Source organism: Pseudomonas sp. SK (genome assembly GCF_012975065.1).
Taxonomy (GTDB): domain Bacteria; phylum Pseudomonadota; class Gammaproteobacteria; order Pseudomonadales; family Pseudomonadaceae; genus Aquipseudomonas; species Aquipseudomonas anuradhapurensis.
In genome coordinates, this window is sequence record NZ_CP051857.1 from 5,190,403 (window position 1) to 5,210,229 (window position 19,827).

Here is a 19,827-nt window from a genome sequence, read left to right on the forward strand (position 1 = left end):
TTGCAACCCCGTCCATGGCGTTGCAGCCCGCATGCCGCAAGGGATGCAGAAAAACTAAAAAAACTGGAGAGGCGATTGGAGAGGGAGACGAGGATCAGAAGGCGTTGCGCCATCTTGGGGCATTCGGTAACAGGCCAGACCTTTTCGGGGCGTTACCGGGTAACTCTTGGTGGGGCGGCGCGGCCCTTTCGCCTGGTTGCGAAGGGCCGGCGGGTACTCAGGAAAGCGCGGTCAGCTCGATGACACAGCAGCGACCGAGCACTTCCACCTCCAGGAGGCGGTCGTTACCGCTCAGGTGCAGGCAGTCATACAGCCCCAGCGCCGGCTGCAGTTGGCCGTCGATAGTCACCGCCAACTGCGCCTGGCCACTGAACACCAGTACGGTGCTGGCGGCACTGAACAGCCGGCTGCCGCCGTGGTACCACTGCAGTCGCGCACGGTAACGCAGTGGTGCATAGATCAGGTTGAAGTCGCGGATCGCCCCACCCAGCAGCGAGCAGTTCACCTGGCTTTCACCGCTGAACGCATAGGCGTCGAAGGGCACCAGTGGGCGGCTGGGTTGGCCATCCACCGTAAGGCGCATGCCATCGCCTTGCAGCACGGTGATGATGCGCTGATACCCGGCGAAGGTGGAAAAGCCACCGGAGGCCTCGATATCGGCTATCGACAGGCGCCAGCCGAACCCCTCGAGCCCGTCGCCTGCGTCACGGGTGATTTCCTCGGTGAAGCCGCCACCGTTCTTCCACGGCATGCGCGGGTAGTCTTTGGCACGCAACCATTGCAGTTGGCTCATTTGCTGAAACGTCCTTCCAGGCGATGACGGGAACCAGGGTGAATCAACCGCGCCGCGGTGACAGGCTGGCGACCGGACCAGGTACGGCGGCGAATCAGCAGGCACGGCTCACCTTGCTCGATCTGCAGCAGCTTGCATTCGTCAGGCTCGGCGAGAATGGCTTCGACAACGTGCTCGCCTTCAGTCAGTGGCGCTACCTGGGACAGGTAGGCGTAGGGCGTCTGCCGGGTGAAATCCTGCTTGAGGTAGTCCGGGGCGATCTGTGCATTGACGTAACGGTCTTCGATTTGCACCGGGACGCCGTTTTCATAATGCACGATCAACGAATGGAACACCCGCTGGCCTTCGCGCATATCGAGGGCCAGCGCGCGTTCGGAGCCGGCGGCCTCCTCGGCCAGGGTGATCACCTGGCAACTATGCTGGTGGCCACGGGCAGCAATCTCGTCGGCGATGTTGTTGACTTCGAACAGCGCCGAACGGGTCTTGGGCTCGGCAACGAAGGTGCCGACCCCTTGCATGCGTACCAACAACCCTTCAGCGGTAAGCTCGCGCAACGCGCGGTTGATGGTCATGCGGCTGAAGCCCAGCTGGCTGACCAGCTCGCTTTCGGAAGGCACACGGTGGTGCGGCGGCCAGCTGCCATTCTCGATCTGCTGGACGATCATCTGCTTGACCCGGGCGTACAATGGCGCCGGGCCCTCGCCCATTTGGGCCACCAGCGCGGAAACAGAAGGTGTCGGCACGGCGTTTGATCCTTGTGCGAATAGATTGATGGTAGCTTGCCGGAGTTTACCCGGCAGGCAAACGGCTGTATATGTATATACAAGCTGAACAATAACAGGATAGCGCAATGCCCGCCTATTACGCCGAACGTGCCCTCCTGCCCACCGGTTGGGCCCACAATGTCCGTTTCGAGGTAGCCGCCGACGGCACCCTGGCGGCAATCGCAGCCGATGCCAGTGGCGAAGGCGCAGAGCGCCTTGGCGGCCCTGTGCTGCCAGGCATGCCCAACCTGCACTCGCATGCCTTCCAGCGGGCCATGGCGGGCCTGGCGGAGGTGGCTGGCAACCCCAACGACAGCTTCTGGACCTGGCGCGACCTGATGTACCGCCTGGTCGGCCAGATCAGCCCGGAGCAACTACAGGTGATTGCCCGCCAGCTGTACATCGAGATGCTCAAGGCCGGCTACACCTCGGTGGCCGAGTTCCATTACGTGCACCACGATCAGGCTGGCCAGGCCTATGCCGACCCGGCCGAGCTGTCCCGCCGCATCAGCGCGGCCGCAGCCGACAGCGGCATCGGCCTGACCCTGCTGCCGGTGCTGTACAGCCATGCCGGGTTTGGCGGCCAGGCGCCGAACGACGGGCAGCGGCGCTTCATCAACTCCACCGAAAGGTATCTGCAGTTGCAGGCACGACTGGCCCCATTGCTGGCCGGGCAAGCAACGCAGCAACTGGGTTTGTGCTTCCACTCGCTACGGGCGGTGACGCCTGGGCAGATTGCCGAAGTGCTGGCAGCCAGCGACCAGCAATGCCCGATACATATCCACATCGCCGAGCAGCAGAAGGAAGTCGATGACTGCCTGGCCTGGAGCGGCCAGCGCCCGTTGCAGTGGCTGTACCAGCATGTGGACGTCGACCGGCGCTGGTGCCTGGTGCATGCCACCCATGCCGAGCCGGATGAAGTCAGCGCCATGGCGCGCAGCGGCGCAGTGGCCGGGTTGTGCCTGACCACTGAAGCCAACCTGGGCGACGGGATCTTCCCGGCAGTGGACTACCTGGCCCAGGGCGGTCGCCTGGGCATCGGCTCCGACAGCCATGTATCGCTGAGCGTGGTGGAGGAACTGCGCTGGCTGGAATACGGCCAGCGGCTGCGAGACCAGCGGCGCAACCGCTTGTATCGCGGCGACCAGCCGATGGTCGGGCGCACGTTGTATGACGCCGCGCTGGCCGGTGGCGCGCAGGCGTTGGGGCAGGCAGTCGGGGAACTAGCGGTGGGCAAGCGTGCCGACTGGCTGGTGCTCGATGGGCAGGATCCCTACATCGCCATGGCCGAGGGTGATGCCATTCTCAACCGCTGGCTGTTTGCTGGTGGTGATCGGCAGGTGCGCGATGTAATGGTGAATGGGCAGTGGGTGGTGCGCCAGGGCCGACATGCGCAAGAAGAGGCAAGCGGGCGGGCGTTTGCCGGGGTGTTGCGCCAGCTGTTGGGGTAGATGTATTGGGGCTGCCTTGCAGCCCATCGCGACACAAGGCCGCTCGTCTTGTATCGCGATGGGCCGCAAAGCGGCCCCAGCCATTCAATGCATCTTGACGATCTGCTGGTCCGAAGCGCGCCAGATCAAGCGGCTGGTGTCATACCCCTGCTGCCGTGCCCGGGACATCAGGTTCTCGCGCTCCCAGGCCGGTAGCGTCGGCGTTCGCGACAGGAGCCACAAGTGCTTGCGGTCCGGGCTGCCAACCACTGCCGTGCGATAACGCTCGTCCACATACAGAATCCAGTACTCGCCCCTGGCCACGCCTGGCACCAGCTTGGTGAACCAGTTGTCGAACTCGACCCACAACTTGTCGGTGTGGCCCGGCTCCTGAATGTTCGCATGCCCTTCTGCACGCAGCCATTCATCACCCATGGTGCGGCAACGGTTGAGCACACCCAGGCTGCCATCGACCCTGAGGTTGTAGTGCGCCTCGGATTGCTCACAACCGTCCTGGTAGCGCATCGGCAAGCGTGCCAGCTCGTACCATTTGCCCTGGTAGCGCTTGAGGTCGACGTTGCCAGCGGTTTTCGGCGCCAGCGGGTCGTGTACCGAGCCAGCACAGCCGCCCAGCAGCAACGCCAGGCATACCCCCATCAGCAGGTACAGGCGCCTCATTTGAGGCCCTGCCCGGAATACATCAGCACCTTGTCAGCCGCGTACTGCACGCTGATGAAGCTCTTCTCGTCCCCCCAGGTGCAGCTGCTCATGCCCAACGCGCCGGAACACTCGGTCGGCGTGCCGAGCAACTGCTCGACCTCGGCCTTGTTCATACCGGCCTTGATCTTGGAATAGTTTTCCTGATTGATCTTGCTGCAGGCAGTCAGGACGACGCACAGCGACAACAGGGCGAGGGAACGCAACGACATGAAGGACACTCCTGGACAGGGGATACAGGCGAGTGGCCTGCAGTGACCTTCGACGGAAAAATCCCTCCCAGGTTCCCTGCCCGCCCCCCCTTTCCCCTACACCATTGGTCGGATGGCCACTACTGTGCGATTAATCACAAAGAAATAGTCTTTTGCGAATAGAAAAAGGCCGCGCCTGGACAGACGCGGCCTTTCATCGTAACGGCAGGCGTAGCAGGTACCACGGCCTCAGAACCTGGAACCGGGCTCCAGCAGAAAATCCATTTCTTCACTGGTACTGGGCCGCTCCAGCACCAGGTTGCGGTGCGGAAAGCGCCCGAACCGGGCGATTACCCGCTGGTGCTGCTCGGCATAGTCGAGGAAGCCTTCGAACAGGCGGCGGTTCGCCTCAGGCTGCTCGTCCAGCAGCATCTGGTAGCGCTCGACACACAGGTTTTGCCAGTCCAGCACCTCGGCATGCTCCAGCACCAGCAGCACGAATACTCGCTGGATCGGCAGCAGCTGGTAGTCCCAGCCCTTCTGCAAGCCCTGCATGGCCACTACCTGGGCACGCCGGTCACCTTCGAAGGCACGTGGCGTATCGCGATAGATCATGCGCGGCAACTGGTCCAGCAGGATCAGCAGGCCCAGCCAACCCTGCGGACTCTGCTGCCATTCGTCGAGCCCGCCCGCCAGGGCGTGCTCGACCAGTTCGCCAAACAGCGCATGGGCCTCGGCATCGTGATGCTTGCCGAACCACAGCGTGCTCTTCTCGTCAGCCACGGCCTGGGGACTGGTGCCCCAACCGAACCACCACTCCAGCAACGGCTGCCAAGGTGCGAGCATGACTTACTCCTTGTGGTAGGCGGTGGCGCGCTCGACCTCTTCCTTCGAGCCGAGGATCACCGACACGCGCTGGTGCAGGCTCTCTGGCTGGATGTCGAGGATACGCTCGTAACCGTTGGTGGAGGCGCCGCCGGCCTGTTCGATGATGAACGACATCGGGTTGGCTTCGTACATCAGGCGCAGCTTGCCCGGCTTGCTCGGCTCGCGGGCGTCACGTGGGTACATGAACAGGCCGCCACGGGTGAGAATGCGGTGCACGTCGGCCACCATCGAGGCGATCCAGCGCATGTTGTAGTTCTTCTTCAGCGGGCCGGTCTCGCCTGCCAGCAGTTCGCCCACGTAGCGCTGCACCGGTGCTTCCCAGTGGCGCTGGTTGGACATGTTGATGGCGAATTCGGCGGTGCTTTCCGGCACGCGGATGTTTTCGTGGGTCAGGACGAAGCTGCCCAGCTCGCGGTCCAGGGTGAAGCCCTTGACGCCGTTGCCCAGGGTCAGGATCAGCATGGTCTGCGGGCCGTAGATGGCATAACCGGCGGCGACCTGCTGGGTGCCTGGCTGCAGGAAGGCTTTTTCGTTCAGGGTTTCATTCTGGCTCAGGTACTCGTTGGGGCAACGCAGTACCGAGAAGATGGTGCCGACCGACACGTTGACGTCGATGTTGGACGAGCCGTCCAGTGGGTCGAAGACCAGCAGGTAGGCGCCTTTCGGGTATTTGCCCGGGATCTGGTAGGCGTTGTCCATTTCCTCGGAAGCCATGCCGGCCAGGTGGCCACCCCACTCGTTGGCCTCCAGCAGGATGTCGTTGGAAATCACGTCCAGTTTCTTCTGGACTTCGCCCTGCACGTTCTCGGTGCCCATGCTGCCCAGCACCCCGCCCAGGGCGCCTTTGGACACGTGGTGGCTGATTTCCTTGCACGCACGCGCCACCACCTCGATCAGGAAGCGCAGATCGGCAGGGGTATTGTTGCTGCGGGTCTGCTCAATCAGATAGCGACTCAGGGTAACGCGGGACATGTATGGCTCCGAAAGGATTGGGGGGATAAAAACCCCCGCAGTTTACAGGGAGAGTTGCGGGCTAGCGAGTGATGAGACTCGCCACGGCTCTCAGACGGCACAATAGGTCGGTAGTTCAGCGGGCGCCAGGCCGATGGTCTGGTTGTGGGCCCATTCGCGGGCACGCCCGCCCCCATGCGTTCTGCGTGGCAGCGGGCGTGCCGGCGAATGGGCCGGTACAGGCTTGAATCAGTCCAGAGCCTTCCAGATCTCGCTGGCATATTCGCGAATGGTCCGGTCCGACGAGAACCAGCCCATCCGCGCGGTATTCAGCACCGCCATGCGCCACCACTCCTGGGGCTTGTGCCACAACTCCTCGACCCGGCGCTGGGCATCCCAGTAAGCATCGAAGTCGGCACACACCAGGAAGCGGTCATAGGCCACCAGCCCATCGATCAATGCGCTGTAGCGCGAGGGGTCATCCGGCGAGAACACCCCGCTGCGAATGGCCTGCAGCACGTCGTTGAGGCGGCTGGAGGCGGCAATCGCCGCACTGGCACCGAAGTCCCCGGAGCGCCGCCGCGCTTCCACCTGCTGCGCGGTGAGGCCGAAGATGAACATGTTGTCGGCCCCGACCTGCTCGCTCATTTCCACATTGGCGCCGTCCAGCGTGCCGATGGTCAGCGCGCCATTCAGGCCGAACTTCATGTTGCTGGTACCGGACGCTTCGTAACCGGCGGTGGAAATCTGCTCGGAAAGGTCGGCTGCCGGGATGATGCTTTCGGCCAGGCTGACGTTGTAGTTGGGCAGGAACACCACCTTGAGCAGGCCGCGCACCGTCGGGTCGTTGTTCACCACGCGGGCAATGTCGTTGGCCAGCTTGATGATCAGCTTGGCCTGGTGATAGCTGGCGGCGGCCTTGCCGGCGAAAATCTTCACCCGCGGTACCCAGTCGGTGCCCGGGTCGTTGCGCATGGCCTGGTACAGCGCCACGGTGTGCAGCAGGTTGAGCAACTGGCGCTTGTATTCGTGGATGCGCTTGACCTGCACGTCGAACAACGCCTCGGGGTTGACCGTGACGCCCAGGCGGTCCTGGATGATGCTGGCCAGGGCACGCTTGCTGTGCAGCCGCTGGGCAGCGAACTGCTTGCGGAAACCGCTTTTTTCAGCGAACGGTACCAGGTTGGCCAGGCGCCCTTCCGGGTCGTCCAGCAGCTCCGGGCCCAGCGCCTCGACCAGCATGGCCGTCAGCTGCGGGTTGGACTGGTACAGCCAGCGGCGGAAGGTGATGCCATTGGTCTTGTTGTTGATCCGTTGCGGGTAGAGCTTGTGCAGCTCGGCGAATACCGTGCTCTTCATCAGCTTGCTGTGCAGCGCCGACACCCCGTTGACGCTGTGCGAGCCGAGGAACGCCAGGTTGCCCATGCGCACCCTGCGGCCATTGTCTTCCTCGATCAGCGACACCGCCCGCAGCACATCGAAGTCGTGCAGGCCTTTCGCTCGCAGTGCGTCGATGTGGTAGGCGTTGATCAGGTAGATGATCTGCATGTGCCGCGGCAGCATCCGCTCCATCAGCGCCACCGGCCAGGTTTCCAGGGCCTCGGGCAACAACGTGTGGTTGGTGTAGGCCAGGGTACCCACCGTCAGCTCCCAGGCGGTATCCCAGGGGATTTCATGCTGGTCGACCAGCAGCCGCATCAGCTCGGCCACGGCGATCGACGGGTGGGTGTCGTTGAGCTGGATAGCCGCCGCGTCGGGCAGGTTGAGCAGGTTGTCATGCATGTTCAGGTGTCGCCGCAGCAGGTCCTGCAGCGATGCCGAAACGAAGAAGTATTCCTGACGCAGGCGCAGCTCCTGGCCGGCCTCGGTGCTGTCGGCCGGGTACAGCACCCGCGAGATGCTTTCGGCCCGCGCCACCTCGGCCACGGCGCCCAGATGGTCGCCGGCATTGAAGCGCTCCAGGTGCAGTTCTTCCAGCGCCCGCGCACGCCACAGGCGCAGGGTATTGACGCTGGCACCGCGCCAGCCGACCACTGGCGTGTCATAGGCCACCGCCCGCACGGTTTCGCCCGGCCACCATACCTGGCGTTGCTGGCCGTGCGTGTCATGCACCGTTTCGACACTGCCGCCAAAGCTGATCGGGTAGATCACCTCGGCGCGCTCGAACTCCCAGGGGTTGCCGAAATCCAGCCAGTTCTCGGTCTGCTCCTGCTGCCAGCCATCGACCATGGCCTGGCGGAACAGCCCGTGTTCATAACGGATGCCGTAGCCGTGGGCAGCAATACCGAGGGTCGACATACTCTCCATGAAACACGCGGCAAGGCGGCCCAGGCCACCGTTGCCCAGCGCGGCATCGGGTTCGAGCAGGCGGATACGCTCCAGGTCTACATCCAGCCCTTCCAGGGCGTCGCGGGCGATGTCGAGCAGGCCCAGGTTGCTCAGGCTGTCATACAGCAGGCGGCCGATGAGAAATTCGAGGGAAAGGTAATAGACCCGCTTCTGGCTGCGGCGATAAGCCTGCCGGGTGTGGTCCATCCAGTGGTCGACCATGTGATCGCGTGCGGCCAGGGCAATGGCTTCGAACCAGTCGTGGTCGAAGGCATGCTCCGGGTCCTTGCCAACCGCGTAGGTCAGCTTGTCCAGTACAGCGGCGCGAAATTCGGCCACCTCGGCGTCACGAGCTTTGGGTTCCTGGGACATGCGGCATCCTCGGGCAAGTTGACGAATACGGAGGGAGACTGTTCAGCCTAGACGCTTCGACAGAGAGCGAAAGCCTGGGTTCGCGGTTTTCATCCCCGGTCACGCAATCGGTCAAAAGGTTGTTCATAAATTGAACGATTCCGGTATGATCGCGCGCCCCAAGACCGTGATTCACCCCCATAACGATGAAAACGACCCTGATCGCCGCCGCCGAAGTCGACCGCCTGGAGACTTGGCAGCGCTACACCAGCAACATGTGCCATGGCTGCCATTCGACCTGCTGCACCCTGCCAGTGGAGGTGAAGATCAAGGATCTGATCCGTATCGGTGTGGTCGACGAGTTCGAAAAAGACGAACCACCAAAGAACATCGCCAAGCGCCTGCAAAAGGAAGGCATCATCGAACGCTTCAACCAGAAATCGGGGATCTTCACCCTGACCCGGATGAGCAACGACGACTGCCTGTACCTGGACCGCAAGAGCCGCCTGTGCACCATCTACGACAAGCGTCCGGACACCTGCCGCAACCATCCCAAGATTGGGCCGCGCCCGGGGTATTGTGCCTACAAGCCCAAGGCGGTCACGCGCTAGGCGCCCGCCGGCGTAGCTGTACGCAGGCAGGCCAGCCCTTCACTTTGCGTCAGCAGGGAAGCTTCTGCACGCGCCTCCCTGTTGTGCTGGCGGATGGTCGGGAGAAGTCCGTGGCAACACATTCACCGCGCTGGTGGCAATGAAGCCGTCTGCGAACCTCGCCTCGACAAATTGTGCCTGCCAGCCCTCTGCCGGTGGCACGCGCTGCAAAGTGAAGTGTTGCGCAGGAACGAGCGTCTCGGACTGGTAGCGCACCCCGCAGGCATAGCGGAAGTCGCGGTCGCGGCGGTTGCTCGCGGTCCATACCTTCACCGCTACCGGCGGTTCGGAGAGGTCGACGTCGAGATACCCGGATTGCAGGTTTGCCGACACCTGCACGCTCGGCAGAGGCACGCCATCGCGCAAGCGCGTTATCGCCGGCACCAGGGTGCTGAGTACCGCCTGGCGCACCCCGCCGTGGTCTGAGTTCGGCAATACCCTGAGGCTGATCTGGCCGGGCAGGCGCTGCTGATAATCGGTCACCGGGTCCGGGGCGAAGAAATCATCGCCGCTGGCAGAAACCAGGTATTTGGGCATGGCCAGGCGCTGCCCTGGCTCGTTCAGGTAGTGCATCGGGTCCATCATCGCCATCAGCCGGTCGAAACCGGGGCTCCCCAGCTGCTGCAGCACGCCGGCCTGCTGGTAGGGCCACAGCGCCAGCGGCCAGTGGCCGCCATAGCGCATGCGCAGGCCCGTGAGCATGTCTGCGGTGTCGGCGATGTCGATGACACTGGGTACGATGGCCATCACCCGCTCATCGGCCAATGCCGTCAGCCAGGCACTCCAACCGCGCTTGGAGGCACCCGTGATGATGAAGCGCTCGACCGTCAGCCCTTGCTTTCGCAACTCCAGCTCGGCCAGGTCCATCGCCCGGCTTGCCGCAGCGGCCATCGGCACATGCAATGGCAGCTCCGGCGCAGCGCCTCGCAGCGAATGCGCCCAGGTGTGGGCCACGGCGTCGTCTTCGCGCATCGGCTTTTCGGCGTCATCGAAGGTTACATACTGGTTGGGCACGTCGCTGATCATGACCACCGCCGTACGCGTCTCAAGAGCCAACTCGCGAAGCACTTCGCGCGTATAGTCCGGGGTCTGCGCCGGCCCGTGGCGCACGCCGTTGTTCACCACCAGCAAAGCCTTGCCAGGCACGGCATCCAGTGGCCTGTGCAATTCGACATCGTGCTCCCAACGGCGTGGTGCCACCACCGGAGCGGGTGCCCATGACTGGGAGACCATCTGCAAACGCCGGAAGGTGTAGCCAGGCCCGGAAGCCTCTTCGAGCAGTGTGTACTCCAATGGCGCCTGCCGCACATTGCCGATATGGCAATGGACGACTTTCTGCGGATGCAGGCCGCTGCAGTCCTGCAGGGCACTGGCATGGAAACTGGCCAGCAGGCAAGGGATGGCCAGTGCAAATCGATACTTCATGAGCATGCTTCCTGGGCAAGAAAGCACTTCACGTTATGGGGCTCTGGGGTGGCTCACAAGGCGCCGACCGTCTCAAGAGACGCAACTGACATAGGCTTGAGAGAAGGATTACAAGACCTTCCGCCGCAGAAACAAAAACGCCCCTGGGCTTGCGACCAGGGGCGTTTCTTTCAGCTCAAGCTAGACGATCAAGCCTTGGCTTTCTTGGCTGCGCGGGTGCGCTCGCCTTCGTCCAGGATCTTCTTGCGCAGGCGGATCGACTTCGGCGTGACTTCGCACAGCTCGTCGTCCTGGATGAATTCCAGGGCCTGTTCCAGGGTGTGGCGAACCGGCGGCACCAGGGCGATGACTTCGTCCTTGCCCGAAGCACGCATGTTGTCGAGCTTCTTGCCTTTGGTCGGGTTCACGCCCAGGTCGTTGTCACGGCTGTTCAGGCCGATGATCTGGCCGTTGTAGATGTCCTGGCCGTGTTCGATGAACAGCTTGCCACGCGCCTGCAGGGTTTCCAGCGAGTAGGTCAGCGCCTTGCCGGTCTCGATCGATACCAGTACACCGTTCAGGCGGCCGGACATATGGCCTGGCTTCATGGTGTCGTAGCGATCGAAGATCGAGGTCAGGATGCCGGCACCGTTGGTCAGGGTCAGGAACTGGTTACGGAAACCGATCAGGCCACGAGCAGGTACGTTGTACTCCAGACGTACACGGCCCTTGCCATCCGGCGCCATGTTGGTCAGGTCGCCTTTACGCAGGCCCATTTCTTCCATGACCTTGCCCTGGGATTCTTCAGGGATGTCGATGGTGACGTTCTCGTACGGTTCCTGCTTGACGCCGTTCACCTCGCGGATGATCACTTCAGGACGGCCCACAGCCATCTCGAAGCCTTCACGACGCATGGTTTCGATCAGTACCGACAGGTGCAGCTCACCACGGCCGGAAACCTTGAACTTGTCAGCCGAGTCGCCTTCTTCAACGCGCAGGGCAACGTTGTACAGCAGCTCCTTGTCCAGACGTTCCTTGATGTTACGGCTGGTGACGAACTTGCCTTCCTTGCCGCAGAACGGCGAGTCGTTGACCTGGAAGGTCATCGAAACGGTTGGCTCGTCAACGGTCAGCGGCTTCATCGCTTCGACGTGGTTCATGTCGCACAGGGTGTCGGAGATGAACAGCTCGTCGAAACCGCTGATGCAGACGATGTCGCCGGCCTGGGCTTCTTCGACGTCGACGCGGTGCAGACCGTGGTGACCCATCAGCTTCAGGATACGGCCGTTACGCTTCTTGCCTTCGGTGTCGATGGCAACAACCGGGGTGTTCGGCTTGATGCGACCACGGGCGATACGGCCAACGCCGATAACACCGAGGAAGCTGTTGTAGTCCAGAGCGGAAATCTGCATCTGGAACGGGCCATCGACGTCAACCTTCGGCGCCGGAACGTTGTCGACGATCGACTGGTACAGCGGGGTCATGTCTTCGGCCATGGCGGTGTGGTCCAGGCCGGCGATGCCGTTCAGGGCCGAGGCGTAGACAACCTGGAAGTCCAGCTGGTCGTCGGTGGCGCCGAGGTTGTCGAACAGGTCGAAGATCTGGTCCAGGACCCAGTCAGGACGAGCGCCCGGGCGGTCGACCTTGTTGATGACAACGATCGGTTTCAGGCCGGCTTCGAAGGCCTTCTTGGTCACGAAGCGGGTTTGCGGCATCGGGCCGTCCTGGGCGTCGACCAGCAGCAGCACCGAGTCAACCATCGACATTACACGTTCAACCTCGCCACCGAAGTCGGCGTGGCCGGGGGTGTCGACGATGTTGATGTGGTAGCCGTTCCAGTTGATGGCGGTGTTTTTCGCCAGGATGGTAATGCCGCGCTCTTTTTCCTGGTCGTTGGAGTCCATCACGCGCTCGTCGTTGAGCTCGTTACGCTCCAGGGTGCCGGACTGGCGCAGGAGTTTGTCGACCAGGGTGGTTTTACCATGGTCAACGTGGGCGATGATGGCGATGTTACGCAGATTTTCGATCACAACTGTATCTCGATCAGAGGATTCGGTTGCCGCCAGTGTAGGCGGCGAATATGTACGCTTTGAGGCTCAGCGGGCCCGATGGTCGGGAGGGCGATGGCGGATGCTGCCGCCATACAGCCCTGGCGTCTTATGCCGGACGATAAACACGCACATTGGCATGTCCCTCACTGAGCAGGTGGTGTGCGTGCAGACGGCTCATCACACCTTTGTCGCAATACAGCAAGTACTGGCGGTTGGCGTCCAGGTGCTTGAACTTGCTGTTGATCGCGTAGAACGGCATGGCCTGGACTTCGATACCGTCCAGCACCAGGGGTTGGTCTTCCTGGGCATCGGGGTGACGAATATCGATGACGATCTGGCCGGGCAGCGCCTCGGTCACTTCCTCGATTTCGATGTCCTTGCCCAGCTCATCGATCACGTGGTCGATGGAAATGAACTTGGCCCGCTCCAGGGCGCGCTCCAGCACGGCCATGTCGAACTGCTTTTCTTCATGCTCCATGCGGTGACGCTTGGCATGGGTGGTCGGGTTCACCGAAATCACGCCGCAATATTCTGGCATGTGCTTGGCGAAGTCGGCGGTGCCGATCTCGGTAGCCTGGTCGATGATGTCCTGCTTGTGGCTGGCCAGCAGCGGGCGCAGCACCAGCTTGTCGGTGGCCGAGTCGATGATCGACAGGTTCGGCAGGGTCTGGCTGGACACCTGGGAAATCGCCTCGCCGGTCACCAGCGCATCGATTTGCAGGCGGTCTGCCATATGGGCTGCACCACGCAGCATCATGCGCTTGAGCGTTACGCCCATGTAGCTGTTGTCGACCTTGTTGAGGATCTCGCCGACCACTTCTTCGAACGGCACGCTGATGAACAGCACGCGCTGGCTGCTGCCGTACTTCTTCCACAGGTAGTGGGCCACTTCCATCACGCCCAGCTCGTGGGCACGGCCGCCGAGGTTGAAGAAGCAGAAATGGGTCATCAGGCCACGGCGCATCATCTGGTAGGCCGCCACGGTGGAATCGAAGCCACCGGACATCAGCACCAGGGTCTGCTCCAGGGCACCCAGCGGGTAGCCGCCGATGCCGTTGTGCTGGCTATGGATGACGTACAGGCGCTGGTCGCGGATTTCGATGCGCACCAGTACATCCGGGTTCTTCAGCTCGATACCGGCGGCGCCGCATTGCTGGCGCAGCTGGCTGCCGACGTAGCGGTCGACGTCCATCGAGGTGAAGTCATGGTGGCCACCGCGCTTGCAGCGCACGGCGAAGTGCTTGCCGGCCAGCAAGTGGCCGAAGTGGTGCTTGCACTTGGCAACGATGTCGTCGAAGTCACCCAAGGGGTATTCCTCTACCTGCAGGAAATGGGTGATACCCGGGGTGCAGGTGAGGCGCTCGATCATCTCGCGCTGGACTTTCTCGTCTTCGACGCGGGTGACCACTTCGAGATTGTCCCAGACACCCTCCACCGCGAGCTCAGGGTCGAGGTCCTTGAGCACGTTGCGGATGTTCTTGCCGAGCTGGCGGATGAAGCGCTTGCGCACCGGCCGGCTCTTGATGGTGATTTCTGGGAAGACTTTGACGATAAGTTTCATTGGTTAACAGCGCGCGCAGGGCCTGCCGAAAATGAGGGGCGCGAATTATAGCGGAAATTGCTCAGGATTTGACCAACTTTTGATCAGAAGCTTTCAGATAAATGCAGGAGGCAGGATTTGCGGCGCCTGTGCCGGCCTCCTCGCGAGCACACACCCGGTAGGAGCGGATTTATCCGCGATGAGGCCCTCAAACAAAGCACACCCGTTACGCGATGCACTTATTTGGTGCTCTACACTGAATTCATGCCTCCTAAGTGTGCACTTTCGCTCGCTCCAAGCCCGGCAGATGCCTACAAACGCCCCTTTTTATCCCGCACTCGCCATTTTCGGGCACTGGCATGCAATTTGCTCCCTTGTGAGGCAGGTACGCTTGGCCGACTATCCGCGCCCGGCAACACCCTTTTTCCAGGGCAGCGGCCCACCGCGCCCTAGACCATCCGGAGGACAACATGTCGAAGTCGGTTCAACTCATCAAAGATCATGACGTCAAGTGGATTGATCTGCGTTTCACGGACACCAAAGGCACTCAGCACCACGTGACCATGCCGGCGCGTGATGCACTGGACGACGACTTCTTCGAAGTCGGCAAGATGTTCGACGGTTCCTCCATCGCTGGCTGGAAAGGCATCGAAGCCTCCGACATGATCCTGATGCCGGTCGATGAAACTGCCGTCCTGGACCCGTTCACCGAAGAACCGACCCTGATCCTGACCTGCGACATCGTCGACCCGTCGAGCATGCAGGGCTACGACCGTGACCCACGTGCCATCGCCAAGCGCGCCGAAGAGTACCTGAAGAGCACCGGCATCGGTGACACCGTATTCGCCGGTCCCGAGCCAGAGTTCTTCATCTTCGACGAAGTGAAGTTCCAGTCGGACATCTCCGGTTCGATGTTCAAGATCTTCTCCGAGCAAGGCTCGTGGATGACCGGCGCTGACATCGAAGGCGGCAACAAGGGCCACCGTCCGGGCGTGAAAGGCGGCTACTTCCCGGTCCCGCCGTTCGACCACGACCACGAAATCCGTACTGCCATGTGCAACGCACTGGAAGAAATGGGCCAGACCGTCGAAGTCCACCACCACGAAGTGGCGACTGCCGGCCAGAACGAAATCGGCGTCAAGTTCAACACCCTGGTGAAGAAGGCTGACGAAGTACAGGCCCTGAAATACGTAGTGCACAACGTTGCCGACGCTTACGGCCGCACCGCCACCTTCATGCCGAAGCCACTGTACGGCGACAACGGCTCGGGCATGCACGTGCACATGTCGATCTGGAAAGACGGCAAGAACACCTTCGCTGGTGAAGGCTATGCCGGCCTGTCCGACACCGCCCTGTACTTCATCGGCGGTATCATCAAGCACGGCAAGGCCCTGAACGGCTTCACCAACCCGTCGACCAACTCCTACAAGCGTCTGGTCCCAGGTTTCGAAGCCCCGGTAATGCTGGCCTACTCCGCTCGCAACCGTTCCGCCTCGATCCGTATTCCTTACGTCGGCAGCCCGAAAGCCCGCCGTATCGAAGCACGCTTCCCGGACCCATCGGCCAACCCGTACCTGGCCTTCGCGGCCCTGCTGATGGCCGGCCTGGACGGTATCCAGAACAAGATCCACCCAGGCGATGCGGCCGACAAGAACCTGTACGACCTGCCGCCTGAAGAGGCCAAGGACATTCCGCAGGTTTGCGGCAGCCTGAAAGAAGCCCTGGAAGAGCTGGACAAAGGCCGTGCGTTCCTGACCAAGGGCGGCGTGTTCTCCGACGACTTCATCGATGCCTTCATCGAGCTGAAGAGCGAAGAAGAGATCAAGGTCCGCACCTTCGTACACCCGCTGGAATACGAGCTGTACTACAGCTGCTGATCTGATCGGCGCGCCTGCGTCGATGAGTTCACCGAAAACGGCCTTCTTATGAAGGCCGTTTTTGTTTCAAGCCCTACCGATTCAGATGCTTCCTACAAACAAGGCCCCCGCTGAGTCCGCACAATCCACTCTCCTGAAACGAGGAGATTGCCATGCGAACTGCCCTGCTCCTGCTCACTGCCTGGTTCATTGCCGGTTGTGGCAACACCCCAGAACAAGCGGACGCGATAGAAGCCAAAACCCTCCTGCGCACGCAAGTGGCCTGGGACCAGACACCCTACACGACCTACCCCAGTGGTCGCCCCGAACTGTCGCTGATGAAGATCCGCATCCCTGCGCGCACGACCATGGACTGGCATTGCCACCTGGCCCCCAATGCCGGCTACCTGCTCGCTGGACAGATCGAAGTCGAGAACGCTGCTGGCATACGGGTAATGCTCAACGCAGGCGATGCCCTGGCCGAGATCGTAGGCGGCCTGCATCGAGGGCGCACAGCAGAGTCCCCCGCCGAAATCCTGGTGTTTTATGCCAGCGCCACAGGTATCGCGCCCTTCACGCCAGCGGAACAATGCCCACAACGGGTGCCGAAACAGGGAATGACCACGCCTGCGGCAGGCTGAGTAGCCGGCAGCGGATCTGTTGCACGCATCCACGCGCAGCCAGGCTCCAAATTCCTCTATGCTCCATATTGGTGCACTGATGTGTGCCAATCGCCGCTGCCGTCGCCCAAAACAGGTCATGAGAACCGATACATCAGGCCATTCTGGCCCGAATTAGCGCAATTCCGGGCCCTGATAGGCAAAATCCGCTTCTTTTCGGAGCCTTGGTTTGTTTCTTGCATTTTGCTTGCATCAGCGGATTCCACCGCGCGTCCGGCCCTGGCCACAGCCATAGTCGACAAGCGCCAAAAGAGGTCAACGACGCCTTATGACCATCAGCGATGCACAGCACCGTCTGCTATTGGACAACCTGACCACTGCCACGCTACTGCTCAACGCCGAGCTGTGCCTGGAATACATGAACCCGGCTGCGGAAATGCTGCTGGCGGTCAGTGGGCAGCGCAGCCACGGGCAGTTCATCAGCGAGCTGTTCACCGAATCGAGCGAAGCCCTCAGCTCCCTGCGCCAGGCAGTCGAGCAGGCGCACCCGTTCACCAAGCGCGAAGCGCAGCTCACTTCGCTGACCGGGCAGACCATCACCGTTGACTACGCGGTAACGCCAATCCTGCACCTGGGCCAGACCCTGCTGCTGCTCGAAGTGCACCCGCGTGACCGGCTGCTGCGCATCACCAAGGAGGAGGCCCAGCTGAGCAAGCAGGAAACCACCAAGATGCTGGTGCGCGGCCTCGCCCACGAAATCAAGAACCCCCTCGGCGGCATTCGCGGCGCAGCCCAGCTGCTGGCGCGCGAGTTGCCCGAGGAAGGCCTGCGCGACTACACCAACGTGATCATCGAGGAGGCCGACCGCCTGCGTAACCTGGTCGACCGCATGCTCGGTTCGAACAAGTTGCCGTCGCTGGCCATGACCAACATTCACGAAGTACTGGAGCGGGTCTGCAGCCTGGTCGAAGCGGAAAGCCAGGGCTGCATCGCCTTGGTGCGCGACTACGACCCCAGCCTGCCGGACGTGCTGATCGACCGCGAGCAGATGATCCAGGCCGTGCTCAACATCGTGCGCAACGCCATGCAGGCAATCAGTTCGCAGAACGAGTTGCGCCTGGGCCGCATCACCCTGCGCAGCCGAGCCCTGCGCCAGTTCACCATTGGCCACGTGCGCCATCGCCTGGTGGCACGCGTGGAAATCATCGACAACGGTCCCGGCATCCCGCCGGAACTGCAGGACACCCTCTTCTACCCCATGGTCAGCGGCCGCCCGGACGGTACCGGGCTGGGCCTGGCCATTACCCAGAACATCATCAGCCAGCACCAGGGCCTGATCGAGTGTGAAAGCCATGCAGGCCACACCGCCTTTTCGATCTACCTGCCTCTGGAACAAGGAGCCACCGCCTCATGAGCCGAAGTGAAACCGTATGGATCGTCGACGATGATCGCTCCATCCGCTGGGTCCTGGAAAAAGCCCTGCAACAGGAAGGCATGACCACCCAGAGCTTCGACAGCGCTGACGGCGTGATGGGCCGCCTGGCACGCCAGCAACCGGACGTGATCATTTCCGATATCCGCATGCCCGGCACCAGCGGCCTGGACCTGTTGGCGCAGATCCGCGAACAGCATCCGCGCCTGCCAGTCATCATCATGACCGCCCATTCCGACCTGGACAGCGCCGTGGCGTCGTACCAGGGCGGCGCCTTCGAGTACCTGCCCAAGCCATTCGACGTCGACGAAGCGGTCTCGCTGGTGAAACGCGCCAATCAGCACGCCCAGGAACAACAAGGGCTGGACGTACCGCAGAACCTTGCGCGCACGCCGGAAATCATCGGTGAAGCACCGGCGATGCAGGAGGTGTTCCGCGCCATTGGCCGCCTCAGCCACTCCAACATCACCGTGCTGATCAACGGCGAGTCCGGTACCGGCAAGGAGCTGGTGGCGCATGCCCTGCACCGCCACAGCCCGCGCGCGGCTGCACCGTTCATTGCCCTGAACATGGCCGCCATCCCCAAGGACCTGATGGAGTCGGAACTGTTCGGCCATGAGAAAGGGGCCTTCACCGGCGCAGCCAACCTGCGCCGCGGCCGCTTCGAGCAGGCCGATGGCGGCACGCTGTTCCTCGACGAGATCGGCGACATGCCCGCCGACACCCAGACCCGCCTGCTGCGGGTCCTCGCCGATGGCGAGTTCTACCGCGTGGGCGGCCACGTGCCGGTCAAGGTCGACGTGCGCATCATCGCCGCCACCCACCAGAACCTGGAGTCGCTGGTGCAGGCCGGCAAGTTCCGTGAGGACTTGTTCCACCGCCTGAACGTGATCCGCATCCACATCCCGCGGCTGGCCGACCGGCGCGAAGACATCCCGGCCCTGGCCCGTCACTTCCTGGCCCGTGCCGCCCAGGAACTGGCGGTCGAGCCGAAGATCCTGAAGCCGGAAACCGAAGAATTCATTCGCAATCTGCCGTGGCCGGGCAACGTGCGCCAGATGGAGAACACCTGCCGCTGGATCACGGTGATGGCCTCCAGCCGCGAGGTGCTGATCGGCGACCTGCCGCCCGAGCTGCTGAACCTGCCGCAGGATGCTGCACCGGTCACCAACTGGGAGCAGGCGCTACGCCAGTGGGCCGACCAGGCGCTGACCCGTGGCCAGTCGAACCTGCTCGACAGCGCCGTGCCGAGCTTCGAGCGGATCATGATCGAGACGGCGCTCAAGCATACCGCCGGGCGCCGCCGCGATGCGGCGCTGCTGCTGGGTTGGGGGCGCAATACCCTGACACGCAAGATCAAGGAGCTGGGGATGAACGTGGCGGGTGGCGATGATGAGGAGGGGGATGACCACTGATCAGCGTATAACCCCTTCGATCTTTGGGGCTGCTGCGCAGCCCATCGCGACGCAAGGCCGCTCCTACAATTGATCGTGTTCTGAGCTGCGCCCCAGATGTTGGCCAACTGTCCTCCATCTGGGGCGCAGCTCATTCTGCTGTAGGAGCGGCCTCGTGTCGCGATGGGCCGCGCAGCGGCCCCAGCCATTTCAGCCCACGATGCACCGATCCTGTGCCCGATGCACCTCCCGAAGGCACAAATACCCTCAAAAACCGGCCAAATCCCCATGAAAGCCCAGTATTCGCGGGCTCTTCAAACTTGGCACGCCCCCTGCAATAGCCAATACATACCCAGTTTCGGGGGCCCTGGTACAGGCAGGCCGGGTGAACCCCTCTTTTATTCGCAATACCGCCCGTTTTGGGGACCTCGGTACAGGCAGGCCGGGTGAACCCCTCTTTTATTCGC

Annotated in this window: 16 protein-coding genes; 6 read left to right on the top strand and 10 right to left on the bottom strand. The window is 62.3% G+C overall.

Features of this window, described 5'->3' with window-relative positions:
• Window positions 1-217: 217 nt before the first annotated feature.
• Entirely contained in the window at window positions 218-793 is a 576-nt protein-coding gene (locus HG549_RS23645) for a HutD family protein (protein ID WP_170033261.1), read from the bottom strand.
• On the bottom strand, window positions 790-1,500 hold the full coding sequence (hutC, locus tag HG549_RS23650; RefSeq protein WP_170034323.1) for a histidine utilization repressor: 711 nt from the start codon (window positions 1,498-1,500) through the stop codon (window positions 790-792). The genes HG549_RS23645 and hutC overlap by 4 nt, the downstream gene beginning before the upstream one ends.
• Before the next feature lie 143 nt (window positions 1,501-1,643).
• Between hutC and HG549_RS23655 the strand changes: the two genes are divergently transcribed.
• A complete protein-coding gene (locus tag HG549_RS23655; RefSeq protein ID WP_170033263.1) occupies window positions 1,644-3,008 on the top strand; it encodes a formimidoylglutamate deiminase in 1,365 nt (454 codons plus the stop codon).
• 84 nt (window positions 3,009-3,092) lie between these two features.
• Here the strand turns inward: HG549_RS23655 and HG549_RS23660 are convergent, their stop codons facing one another.
• The 5 genes from HG549_RS23660 to HG549_RS23680 all read right to left on the bottom strand — a co-directional run bounded on the left by HG549_RS23660 (window position 3,093) and on the right by HG549_RS23680 (window position 8,434).
• Window positions 3,093-3,665, bottom strand: a complete 573-nt coding sequence (locus tag HG549_RS23660) for a lipocalin family protein (RefSeq protein WP_170033265.1) — start codon at window positions 3,663-3,665, stop codon at window positions 3,093-3,095.
• A complete protein-coding gene (bamE, locus tag HG549_RS23665; RefSeq protein ID WP_003249234.1) occupies window positions 3,662-3,916 on the bottom strand; it encodes an outer membrane protein assembly factor BamE in 255 nt (84 codons plus the stop codon). Before bamE ends, HG549_RS23660 begins: the two co-directional genes overlap by 4 nt.
• 228 nt (window positions 3,917-4,144) lie before the next feature.
• Window positions 4,145-4,741, bottom strand: a complete 597-nt coding sequence (locus HG549_RS23670; RefSeq protein ID WP_170033267.1) for a DUF924 family protein — start codon at window positions 4,739-4,741, stop codon at window positions 4,145-4,147.
• A gap of 3 nt (window positions 4,742-4,744) precedes the next feature.
• Window positions 4,745-5,755 carry a class 1 fructose-bisphosphatase gene (locus tag HG549_RS23675; RefSeq protein ID WP_170033269.1) on the bottom strand — a complete coding sequence of 337 codons (1,011 nt, stop codon included), beginning with the start codon at window positions 5,753-5,755 and terminating at the stop codon, window positions 4,745-4,747.
• A 228-nt stretch (window positions 5,756-5,983) separates the two neighbouring features.
• Window positions 5,984-8,434 carry a glycogen/starch/alpha-glucan phosphorylase gene (locus HG549_RS23680; protein ID WP_170033271.1) on the bottom strand — a complete coding sequence of 817 codons (2,451 nt, stop codon included), beginning with the start codon at window positions 8,432-8,434 and terminating at the stop codon, window positions 5,984-5,986.
• Window positions 8,435-8,619: 185 nt separating this feature from the next.
• On the opposite strand from HG549_RS23680, the gene HG549_RS23685 reads away from it, so the two are divergent.
• Entirely contained in the window at window positions 8,620-9,024 is a 405-nt protein-coding gene (locus HG549_RS23685) for a YkgJ family cysteine cluster protein (protein ID WP_170033273.1), read from the top strand.
• A gap of 39 nt (window positions 9,025-9,063) precedes the next feature.
• Here HG549_RS23685 and HG549_RS23690 read toward each other — a convergent pair whose 3' ends face one another.
• From HG549_RS23690 to thiI, 3 genes are all read right to left on the bottom strand, one after another.
• Window positions 9,064-10,488, bottom strand: a complete 1,425-nt coding sequence (locus HG549_RS23690; protein ID WP_170033275.1) for a PhoPQ-activated protein PqaA family protein — start codon at window positions 10,486-10,488, stop codon at window positions 9,064-9,066.
• A gap of 188 nt (window positions 10,489-10,676) precedes the next feature.
• Entirely contained in the window at window positions 10,677-12,497 is a 1,821-nt protein-coding gene (gene typA, locus HG549_RS23695) for a translational GTPase TypA (RefSeq protein ID WP_170033277.1), read from the bottom strand.
• A 127-nt stretch (window positions 12,498-12,624) separates the two neighbouring features.
• The gene (gene thiI, locus HG549_RS23700; RefSeq protein WP_170033278.1) at window positions 12,625-14,079 is read right to left on the bottom strand and encodes a tRNA uracil 4-sulfurtransferase ThiI; all 1,455 of its coding nucleotides are present in this window, start codon (window positions 14,077-14,079) and stop codon (window positions 12,625-12,627) included.
• Window positions 14,080-14,528: 449 nt separating this feature from the next.
• Between thiI and glnA the strand changes: the two genes are divergently transcribed.
• The 4 genes from glnA to ntrC all read left to right on the top strand — a co-directional run bounded on the left by glnA (window position 14,529) and on the right by ntrC (window position 19,381).
• Entirely contained in the window at window positions 14,529-15,935 is a 1,407-nt protein-coding gene (gene glnA, locus HG549_RS23705) for a type I glutamate--ammonia ligase (protein ID WP_170033280.1), read from the top strand.
• 152 nt (window positions 15,936-16,087) lie between these two features.
• Window positions 16,088-16,555 carry a cupin domain-containing protein gene (locus HG549_RS23710; protein WP_170033282.1) on the top strand — a complete coding sequence of 156 codons (468 nt, stop codon included), beginning with the start codon at window positions 16,088-16,090 and terminating at the stop codon, window positions 16,553-16,555.
• 307 nt (window positions 16,556-16,862) lie between these two features.
• Window positions 16,863-17,948, top strand: a complete 1,086-nt coding sequence (gene glnL / locus HG549_RS23715; RefSeq protein ID WP_170033284.1) for a nitrogen regulation protein NR(II) — start codon at window positions 16,863-16,865, stop codon at window positions 17,946-17,948.
• Window positions 17,945-19,381 (top strand): nitrogen regulation protein NR(I), encoded by a 1,437-nt coding sequence (gene ntrC, locus HG549_RS23720; protein WP_170033286.1) that lies wholly within the window; start codon window positions 17,945-17,947, stop codon window positions 19,379-19,381. The genes glnL and ntrC overlap by 4 nt, the downstream gene beginning before the upstream one ends.
• Window positions 19,382-19,827: the final 446 nt, after the last annotated feature.

Bases quoted from the DNA above. Each gene is read 5' to 3' on its own strand.
- HG549_RS23645 (WP_170033261.1), bottom strand. From the start codon at position 793: ATGAGCCAACTGCAATGGTTGCGTGCCAAAGACTACCCGCGCATGCCG.
- hutC (WP_170034323.1), bottom strand. From the start codon at position 1,500: ATGGGCGAGGGCCCGGCGCCATTGTACGCCCGGGTCAAGCAGATGATC.
- HG549_RS23655 (WP_170033263.1), top strand. From the start codon at position 1,644: ATGCCCGCCTATTACGCCGAACGTGCCCTCCTGCCCACCGGTTGGGCC.
- HG549_RS23660 (WP_170033265.1), bottom strand. From the start codon at position 3,665: ATGAGGCGCCTGTACCTGCTGATGGGGGTATGCCTGGCGTTGCTGCTG.
- bamE (WP_003249234.1), bottom strand. From the start codon at position 3,916: ATGTCGTTGCGTTCCCTCGCCCTGTTGTCGCTGTGCGTCGTCCTGACT.
- HG549_RS23670 (WP_170033267.1), bottom strand. From the start codon at position 4,741: ATGCTCGCACCTTGGCAGCCGTTGCTGGAGTGGTGGTTCGGTTGGGGC.
- HG549_RS23675 (WP_170033269.1), bottom strand. From the start codon at position 5,755: ATGTCCCGCGTTACCCTGAGTCGCTATCTGATTGAGCAGACCCGCAGC.
- HG549_RS23680 (WP_170033271.1), bottom strand. From the start codon at position 8,434: ATGTCCCAGGAACCCAAAGCTCGTGACGCCGAGGTGGCCGAATTTCGC.
- HG549_RS23685 (WP_170033273.1), top strand. From the start codon at position 8,620: ATGAAAACGACCCTGATCGCCGCCGCCGAAGTCGACCGCCTGGAGACT.
- HG549_RS23690 (WP_170033275.1), bottom strand. From the start codon at position 10,488: ATGAAGTATCGATTTGCACTGGCCATCCCTTGCCTGCTGGCCAGTTTC.
- thiI (WP_170033278.1), bottom strand. From the start codon at position 14,079: ATGAAACTTATCGTCAAAGTCTTCCCAGAAATCACCATCAAGAGCCGG.
- glnA (WP_170033280.1), top strand. From the start codon at position 14,529: ATGTCGAAGTCGGTTCAACTCATCAAAGATCATGACGTCAAGTGGATT.
- HG549_RS23710 (WP_170033282.1), top strand. From the start codon at position 16,088: ATGCGAACTGCCCTGCTCCTGCTCACTGCCTGGTTCATTGCCGGTTGT.
- glnL (WP_170033284.1), top strand. From the start codon at position 16,863: ATGACCATCAGCGATGCACAGCACCGTCTGCTATTGGACAACCTGACC.
- ntrC (WP_170033286.1), top strand. From the start codon at position 17,945: ATGAGCCGAAGTGAAACCGTATGGATCGTCGACGATGATCGCTCCATC.